Annotated in this window: 9 protein-coding genes; 7 read left to right on the top strand and 2 right to left on the bottom strand. The window is 74.9% G+C overall.

Features of this window, described 5'->3' with window-relative positions; genetic code table 11:
* From BU198_RS14640 to BU198_RS14615, 6 genes are all read left to right on the top strand, one after another.
* Positions 1-1,899 (top strand): DEAD/DEAH box helicase (locus tag BU198_RS14640; protein ID WP_188297282.1); only part of this gene is annotated, 1,899 nt, incomplete at its 5' end.
* Positions 1,896-2,093: a hypothetical protein gene (locus tag BU198_RS14635; RefSeq protein WP_188297281.1), complete on the top strand. Its 198-nt coding sequence runs from the start codon at positions 1,896-1,898 to the stop codon at positions 2,091-2,093. The genes BU198_RS14640 and BU198_RS14635, both read left to right, overlap by 4 nt.
* Positions 2,094-2,237: 144 nt before the next feature.
* The gene (locus BU198_RS14630) at positions 2,238-2,966 is read left to right on the top strand and encodes a sigma-70 family RNA polymerase sigma factor (RefSeq protein ID WP_188297283.1); all 729 of its coding nucleotides are present in this window, start codon (positions 2,238-2,240) and stop codon (positions 2,964-2,966) included.
* A 173-nt stretch (positions 2,967-3,139) separates the two neighbouring features.
* Positions 3,140-4,378, top strand: coding sequence for a styrene monooxygenase/indole monooxygenase family protein (locus tag BU198_RS14625; RefSeq protein WP_188297280.1), 1,239 nt, complete (start codon positions 3,140-3,142; stop codon positions 4,376-4,378).
* A 155-nt stretch (positions 4,379-4,533) separates the two neighbouring features.
* Entirely contained in the window at positions 4,534-5,058 is a 525-nt protein-coding gene (locus BU198_RS14620; protein WP_188297279.1) for a hypothetical protein, read from the top strand.
* A 150-nt stretch (positions 5,059-5,208) separates the two neighbouring features.
* On the top strand, positions 5,209-6,120 hold the full coding sequence (locus BU198_RS14615; protein WP_188297278.1) for a phytoene/squalene synthase family protein: 912 nt from the start codon (positions 5,209-5,211) through the stop codon (positions 6,118-6,120).
* Between the two features lie 150 nt (positions 6,121-6,270).
* Here BU198_RS14615 and BU198_RS14610 read toward each other — a convergent pair whose 3' ends face one another.
* Positions 6,271-7,014, bottom strand: a complete 744-nt coding sequence (locus BU198_RS14610; protein WP_188297277.1) for an SOS response-associated peptidase — start codon at positions 7,012-7,014, stop codon at positions 6,271-6,273.
* 35 nt (positions 7,015-7,049) lie between these two features.
* A complete protein-coding gene (locus tag BU198_RS14605) occupies positions 7,050-7,793 on the bottom strand; it encodes an AraC family transcriptional regulator (RefSeq protein WP_188297276.1) in 744 nt (247 codons plus the stop codon).
* Between the two features lie 54 nt (positions 7,794-7,847).
* Between BU198_RS14605 and BU198_RS14600 the strand changes: the two genes are divergently transcribed.
* Positions 7,848-8,410, top strand: a 563-nt coding sequence (locus BU198_RS14600; protein WP_411293192.1) for an MFS transporter, incomplete at its 3' end; no start/stop codon positions are given.

Here is an 8,410-nt window from a genome sequence, read left to right as displayed (position 1 = left end):
GTGCTGCTGCCCGCCTGGTGGCGCCGCCGCCCCCGGCTCGGGCTCGCGCTGCGCGCCACCACCCCGCCCGCGCCCGGCTCGCTCGCGGTCACGAGTCAGGTGGACCGGGACGCCGTGGTCGACTTCCGCTGGCAGGCCGCGCTCGGCCCGGAGGGCAGCCCGCTCACCGAGCAGGAACTGGCCGAACTCGCCGCCGCCAAACAGGGGTTGGTCCGGGTGCGGGGCACCTGGCTGGAGGCCGACCCGGACCAGATCGCCGCCGCGCTCGCCTTCCTCGCCGACCGGCGCGACGGCGTGCTCGCCGCCGCCGACCTGCTGCGCCTCGCCCTCGATCCGGAGCCGACGGTCGCCGGGCTGCCGGTCACCGGCGTCAGCGTGGACGGCCCGCTCGGCGACCTGCTCGCCGGGCAGGCCGGTGCCGCTCCGCCGCCGGAGCTGCCGCCGGACTTCCGGGCCGTGCTGCGCCCGTACCAGGAGCGCGGACTGGCCTGGCTGCGGACCATGTCGGAGCTCGGCCTCGGCGCCGTGCTGGCCGACGACATGGGCCTCGGCAAGACCGTCCAGACCCTCGCCCTGCTGGCCACCGAGGGAGCCGCCGGTGCCACCGGCCCCACCCTGCTGGTCTGCCCGATGTCCCTGGTCGGCAACTGGCAGCGGGAGACCGAGCGCTTCGCCCCCGGCCTGCGGCGGTACGTCCACCACGGCGCCGGCCGCCTCGGGGCGGAGCAACTCGCCGCAGCCGTACGGGGCGTGGACCTGGTCATCACCACCTACGGGCTGGTCCAGCGCGACCTCGCCGCCCTGCGGGCGATCCGCTGGCGCCGGGTGGTCGCGGACGAGGCCCAGCACATCAAGAACACCGGCACCGCGCAGTCCAGGGCGATCCGCGCGCTGCCCGTCACCCGGCACCGGATCGCGCTCACCGGCACCCCGGTGGAGAACCGGCTCGCCGAGCTGCACGCCGTCCTGGACTTCGCCAACCCCGGCCTGCTCGGCCCGGCCGAGCGCTTCAAGGAGCGCTACGCGATCCCGGTCGAGCTGCACCGCAGCCCCGAGCGCACCGCCGAACTCCTGCGCCGCACCGCCCCGTTCGTACTCCGCCGGGTCAAGTCCGACCCGGCGGTGGCGGCCGAGCTGCCCGCCAAGCAGGAGATGACCGTCTGGTGCAACCTCACCGCCGAGCAGGCCGGCCTGTACCAGGCGGTGGTCGCCGACCTGCTGCGGCGGGTCGAGGGCATCCGGGGCGTGGAGCGGCGCGGCACGGTGCTGGCCGCGATCGGCAAGCTCAAGCAGGTCTGCAACCACCCGGCCCAACTGCTGCACGACGGCTCGGTGGTGGGCGGACGCTCGGGCAAGGTCGCCCGGCTGGCCGAACTGCTGGAGGAGGCGCTGGCCGAGGGCGACCGGACGCTGGTCTTCACCCAGTACGCCGAGTTCGGGGCGATGCTCCGCCCGTACCTGGAGCGCCGGCTCGGCGAGGAGGTGCTGTACCTGCACGGCGGCCTGTCCAGGGCGCGCCGCGAGGAGCTGGTGGACCGCTTCCAGTCTCCGGACGGGCCACGGGTGTTCCTACTCTCGCTGCGGGCCGGCGGGACCGGCCTCAACCTGACCGCCGCCAACCAGGTGATCCACCTGGACCGCTGGTGGAACCCGGCGGTCGAGGAGCAGGCCACCGACCGCGCCTTCCGGATCGGCCAGCGCCGGGACGTCCAGGTCCGCCGGCTGGTCTGCGTCGGCACCGTCGAGGAGCGGATCGACGAACTCCTCGCCGCCAAGCGCTCGTTGGCCGATGCGGTGGTGGGGGAGGGGGAGCGCTGGCTCACCGACCTGCCGGCCGAGGCGCTGCGCGAACTGGTCGCCCTCACCCGGGAGGACGCCGTGGCCGAGGAGGACGCGTGACCGACGAACCGAGACCGCCCGCCGTCAACGTCGCCGCCTACTGGCGCGGCGACTTCACCCTGCGCCCCGCCCCGCCGGAGGAGGACGGCCCGGACGAACCCTCGCTGCGCCGCCTCGGCCGCTCCGGCATCACCGTGCACGGCCGCGACCTCGCCGTCCTGCTCGCCCCCGCCTACGAGGCCTTCCGGGGCTGAGCGCCGCGGCTACCGTGCGGTAGCGTCGCGCGGGTGACCGACACCCACGACCACGGGCAGGACGACACCCGGCAGGACGACGCCCGGCAGAGCGACGCCAGGCCGGCCGACACCCGTCTCGCCGACTTCGAGCGGTACCGGCGGATGGTCTTCGGCATCGCCTACCGGATGCTCGGCAGCGTCGCCGACGCCGAGGACCTGGTCCAGGACACCTGGCTGCGCTGGAGCGGGGTCACCGGTCCGGTCGCCGGCCCCGGCGCCTTCCTGGCCCGTACAGTCACCAACCTCGCGCTCAACAAGCTGGACTCGGCCGCCGTCCGCCGCGAGTCCTACGTCGGTCCGTGGCTGCCCGAGCCGCTGGTCACCGAGCCGGACGCGACCGACGGCGTGGAGCGGGCGGAGAGCGTCTCGGTCGCGCTGCTGGTGGTGCTGGAGAGCCTGTCCCCGCTGGAGCGGGCGGTGTTCGTGCTCAAGGAGGCCTTCGGCTTCTCCTACCAGGAGATCGCCGAGGCCCTGGACCGTACCGAGGCCGCCTGCCGCCAGGTCGGCAGCCGGGCCAGGGCGCACGTGCGCGCCCGCCGGCCGCGCTACGACGCCCCGCCCGAGCTGCGCCGCCGTGCCACCGACGAGTTCATGGCGGCCAGCGTCGGCGGCGACCTCAACCGGATGCTGGAACTGCTCGCCCCCGACGTCACCGGCTGGACCGACGGCGGCGGCGTGATCCGCGCCGCGCTGCGGCCGCTCGGCGGCGCCGAGAACGCCCCCCCCCCCCCCCCCCGGGTGCTCCCCCCCCCCGCCGCGTGCCCCGGCCCCGCCCACGGCCGCCCTGCTCGCCCGCGCCCGGGACGGCCGCCATGTGCTGTACCGCCGTAGTGCGTTGGGCGATCGGCTGGTGGCGGGAGGGCCTGGTGGCGGGGAGTCGTGACGGTGTCGGCGGGCCGTCGGCACGGCCCGTGGACGGGAGCGGTGATGCCTGGTATGCAGGCCGGTGGCGGCCGGGTGGCACGGGCCGCCGTCCGGGACGTACCACCAGGAGAGCAGGGGCGATGCGCAGAGTTCTGATCGTCGGCGCCGGACAGGCCGGACTCCAACTGGCCCTGGGGCTCCAGGCCCACGGCTACGACGTGACGGTGCTGACCGATCGCGGCCCGGAGGAGGTGCGCGGCGGGCGGGTGATGTCCTCCCAGTGCATGTTCGACTCCGCACTGCGCACCGAGCGTGCCCTCGGGCTGGACCTGTGGGCCGACCGGGCGCCCAGGATCGAGGGCGTCGGGGTGTCGGTCGCGGGGCCCGGTTCGGAGCGGGTGATCGACTGGGTCGGGCGGCTGGACGGCTACGCCCAGTCCGTCGACCAGCGGCTGAAGATGTCCACCTGGCTGGAGCTGTTCGCCGAGCGCGGCGGCCGGGTCGAGCTGCGCCGGGTGACCGCCGCCGACCTCCAGCACCTGGCCGGTTCGTATGACCTGGTGCTGGTTGCCTCCGGGAAGGGCGCGCTGGCCTCGCTGTTCGAGCACGACCTCGTGCGCTCCCCGCACGAGCGGCCGCAGCGCGCGCTGGCCGCCGCCTATGTGCACGGGCTCGGACCGCGCCCCGAGCACGACTTCCGGGCGGTGCGCTGCAACGTGGTGCCGGGCGTCGGGGAGTTCTTCGTGATGCCGGCGCTGACCGCGGACGGGCCGTGCGACATCCTGCTCTGGGAGGCCCAGCCCGGTGGTCCGGTGGACGCCTTCGACGGGATCCGTGACCCGGCCGAACACCTGCGGGTGACACTGGAGTTGATGAGGACCTTCCTCCCCTGGGAGTACGACCGCACCCGCTCGGGCGTCGAACTGACCGACGCGGGGGCGACGCTGGCCGGGCGGTTCACCCCGGCGGTGCGTCACCCGGTCGGCGAACTGCCCGGCGGTGCCGCGGTGCTGGGCGTCGCGGACGTGGTCGTGCTCAACGACCCGATCACCGGCCAGGGTTCGAACTGCGCCGCCAAGTGCGCGGCCGGCTACCTGGAGGCGATCCTCGCCCACGGCGACAAGCCCTTCGACCGGGAGTTCCAACAGGCCGCCTTCGACGGCTTCTGGCGGATCGCCGGCCCCGTCACCACCTGGACCAACGCGATGCTCGCCCCGCCGCCCCCGCACGTCCTCCGACTCCTCGGCGCGGGAGGGCAGGTGCAGGCCGTGGCCGACCGGTTCGCCAACGGCTTCGACGACCCGGCGGACCTCGGCGACTGGTTCCTCGACCCGGCGAAGGCCGCCGCGTACCTGGCTTCGGTCACGACAGATCACTGAATGGTCAAACTCTTCCCAAGTCCGGTACGGAAGCCCGTCGATCATGGTGGGTTCTTCTCGCTCCCTCGCCGAGGGGGACCTCCGGCCCGCGAGGACGGGCCGGGGGGAGCGGTACGGACACCAGGAGCAGAGCGTTGACGGTCGACGGGGGCAGCATGGCCCACACTGTGATCGACACGGCGTACAACGAGCGCAGGAGGCTGCACAGCGGCCGCAGCAGGACCGTCGCCGTGGTCCTGTTCGGCCTGCTGATCGCCCTCGGCTTCTTCCTGGCCCTGGCCGTCGGCAAGGCGGACCCGGACACCCCGCCGACCTGCGACGGCAAGACCATGACCCGGCACAGCGAGTGCCGGATCTGGTCCAGCCGCGGCGGTGGGGGCACCTACTCCTACGACGAGATGATCGACCGTCGGGAGTCCGGGAGCGGGGTGTGGCGGGTGATCGGCTTCGGTGCCGCGGGCCTGGGCGCCGTCCTGATGGCCGTCTCGATCGCCAAGCTCAACCCGAACCGCCCCTGGGGCGGGCCGGTCGGCGCCGCCTGCCCGCGCTGCCGGGAGCCCAACCTGCGGGAGAAGCACACGACGCACAGCGTCACCCGGGGCCGCACCACCCACCGCTACAGCGGCATCGTCACCCTCTGCACCCCGGCCTGCGGGTTCGCCACCATCCGCCAGGGCTGACCCGGCGCCGGGGTCCGTAGGGCGCGGGGCTGCACGCCTCGGGCACGCACGCCGCAGGCTCGTACGCCGCGGGCCCTCGGTCCCGAATAGGCCGTCCGGCTCCCACCGGCTACGCTCGGCCCCGTCGAACAAGCGATGGGGTGGGACCGAGTGGGCAGGTGGGAGCGGGCGCTGGACGCGGCCGGGGTGCGGGAGGCCGGTCTGCGGGCCGACTACGGCCGGCAGCGCGAGCAGGTCGCCCGGTACCGGCGGGAGGCCATGCTCGCCGCCGACCTGCTGCTGCCCGCGCGGATGGTCCCGCACGTGCTCGCGGCCACCGCGTTCATGCACCGCACCGACACCCTGCTCGACAGCGGCCCGCTCGCCGAACGCCGGGCGGCGTCCGCCCGCTGGCAGCGGCAGGTCACCGACAGCCTCGCCACCGGCCGCACCGACGACCCCGAGCTGCGCCCCCTGCTGCACAGCATCGACGCCCACCCCGTCCTGCGGGACCGGGTGCTGGACTTCCTCGCCGCGACCGGCGCCGACCTGGACTTCACCGGATTCGCCACCGAGCAGGACTACCAGGCCTACGTCGACGGGTACTCGCTGCCCGGCTTCATGGTGGTCGCCGCACTGATCGGCCCGGACGGCGACCAGAGCGAGTACCGGGCGGCCTGCCGCACCTTCATCGACGGCAGCCAGCGCCTCGACTTCGTCAACGACCTCGCCGAGGACCTCGCGGACGGCCGGCTGAACATTCCCGGGCAGGACCTCGCCGAGCACGGCGTCACCCGAGCCGACCTGGAGCAGGCCCGCGACCTGCCCACCGTACGGGCGCTGCTCGGCGCCCTGCTGGACCGGGCCGACCGCACCCTCGCCGAGGGCAGGGCCGTCATCGACCGGGTGCCGCCCGCGCACCGGCCGATGGTCCGCTGCATCGTCGGCGTCGAGGAACTCACCAGTGCCGCCGCCCGCGCCGACCTCGGCGCCCTGCTGCGCCGCTCGGCGAGCCCCGGCAAACCGGGCGCGCTGCGCCTGCTGGCCCGCGAGTACCTCAGGGCCCGCCGCTTCCGCGGCTGATCCGGCTGAGGCCGCCCACCAGCACCGTCCGGACGATCACGGAGTGAGCACCCCCGGCTCAGTGACCGGCTACGGAGTCGCCCGCACCTCCCGGATCAGCCCGTCCCGCCGGGTGATCGCCTCGACGTCGCGGTGGTCCTGGGTCCGGGGTCAGTCCGCCAGCCCCAGTGGGTCCGGGGCCGAGCCGAGCAGCTCGGGGCCGTTGTTGCGGACACTGTTGACGGTGGTGGGGACGGCGCGCACGCGCAGGTCGCCGTCGGCGGGGCGGCGCAGCAGGTGGTGGAGTTCGGCGGGGTCGGTGTGGGCGGGGGAGAGCCAGCCGGCGAGGTCGTCGGGGGCGACGGTGAGGGGCATCCGGTCGTGGACGCGGCCGGCGGAGTCGGTGGCGTCGGTGGTGATGACGGTGGCGGTGGCCAGCCAGGCGAGCGGGTCGTCCTCGGGGCGGGTGCGGTCGCGCCAGAACTCGTAGAGGCCGGCCATCAGCATCACGCCGCCTGTGCTGAGGAAGTACGGCTGCTTGTACTTCCTGCGGTCCCCCTCGGTGGGGACCTCGCGCCACTCGAAGTAGCCGTCGGCGGGGATCACGCAGCGGCGGGCGGTGAAGGCCTTGCGGAAGGCGGGCTTGGTGTCGACGGTCTCCGAGCGGGCGTTGATCATGCGGGCGCCGCCGGACGGGTCCTTGGACCAGGACGGGACCAGGCCCCAGCGCAGCGGCCGCAGCTGGCGCAGCAGCTCGCCGGTCTCGTGGTCGACGCGTTCCAGGACGGCCGGGACGGGGTCGGTCGGGGCGACGTTCCAGCTCGGCGCGAAGGTCTCGGCCGGGTCCCACCGGAGCTCTCCGAGCAGCGTGACGAGATCCTGGGGCGTGGTGGTGGAGACGAAGCGGCCGCACATGCCCCCAGCCTGCCACCGCGCACCGACAACGGTGTTCAGCGCGGCGCGTGCCCGCCCGGGGTGTGCCCGAAGGCGCGGCGGAACACGTCGATGAAGGCGCTGGCCGAGGCCCAGCCGCAGCGGTGCGCCACGGTGGTGACGGGCAGCCCCTCGGCGAGCAGCACCAGGGCGTGGTGCAGGCGCAGTTGGGTGCGCCACTGGGGGAAGGTCATGCCGAGGTCGGCGCGGAACAGCCGGGACAGCGTGCGGTCGCTGGCGCCGACGGCGCGGCCGAGCGCGGCGAGCGTGCGGCCGTCGGCCGGGTCGGCCTCCAGCAGCGCGCACAGTGCCCGCAGCAGGGGTGTGGCGGGGGTGGGCAGGTGGAGCGGCTGCTGGGGCGAGGCGCGCAGCTGGTCGAGCAGGACGGCGCGCAGCCGGGCGCGTTCGGGGCTGTCCTGTCCGGGGGCACAGGTGTAGGCGACGATCAGTTCGCGCAGCAGCGGGCCGACGGCGAGGACGGTCGGTCGGTCCAGGCCGAGCGGGTTGTCGGCGGCGGGCAGGCCGACCAGGTGGAGTTCGAGTTCGCCGTGGGCCTGGTGGGCGTGGACGGTGCCGGCCGGGATCCACAGCGCGCGGTCGCCGGGGGCGACCCAGGAGCCGGCGTCGGTGGTGATGCTCAGCACGCCGCGGGCGGCGTAGGCGATCTGGTGGTCGTCGTGCCGGTGCGCGTCGATGGCGTCGCCGGAGGGGAGCAGCCTGGCCTCGGTCGAGGCGACGGGATCATGGCGGATTCTCGGCATCGGCTGGCAGGTTACCGGAAGCCCGACAGGGTGTGCGGGCCCGAGGCTGGCGGCATGCCGAAGAACTCCGACCGCCGGTCGATCCTGTTGCTCTCCGTCGGGCACTCCTGTGTGGACGTCTACCAGGGCGCGGTGGCCGCCCTGGTGCCTTTCTTCGTGGCCGAACGCCACTACGGCTACGCCGCCGTGTCCGGGGTGGTGCTCGCCGCCTCGCTGCTCTCCTCGGTGGCCCAGCCGCTGTTCGGCGCGCTCACCGACCGTCGTCCGCTGCTCTGGCTGCTGCCGGTCAGCACGCTGCTGGGCGGCGCGGGCATCGCGCTGAGCGGGGTGAGCGGCTCGTACGGGCTGACGCTGGCCTTCGTGGCGCTGTCCGGGGTCGGGGTGGCGGCCTACCATCCGGAGTCGGCCCGGGTGGCCCGGCTGGCGGCGCAGCGGGCCCAGGGCGCGCAGGGCGGCCTCGGCGTCCACCGGGGGATGGCCTGGTTCTCGCTGGGCGGGAACCTGGGCTTCGCCGCCGCCCCGCTGCTGGTCGCCGTCGTGGTCGGGGCGGGCGGCCTGCGGCTGACCCCGCTGCTGGCCCTGCCCGCGCTCGCGGGGGCCGCGCTCTGCCTGCCGGT

It is taken from the genome of Streptomyces sp. CBMA156, from assembly GCF_014596515.1.
GTDB lineage: Bacteria > Actinomycetota > Actinomycetes > Streptomycetales > Streptomycetaceae > Kitasatospora.
Note: the sequence above shows the minus strand (reverse complement) of the source record. Positions and strands in the feature narration are given on the sequence as shown.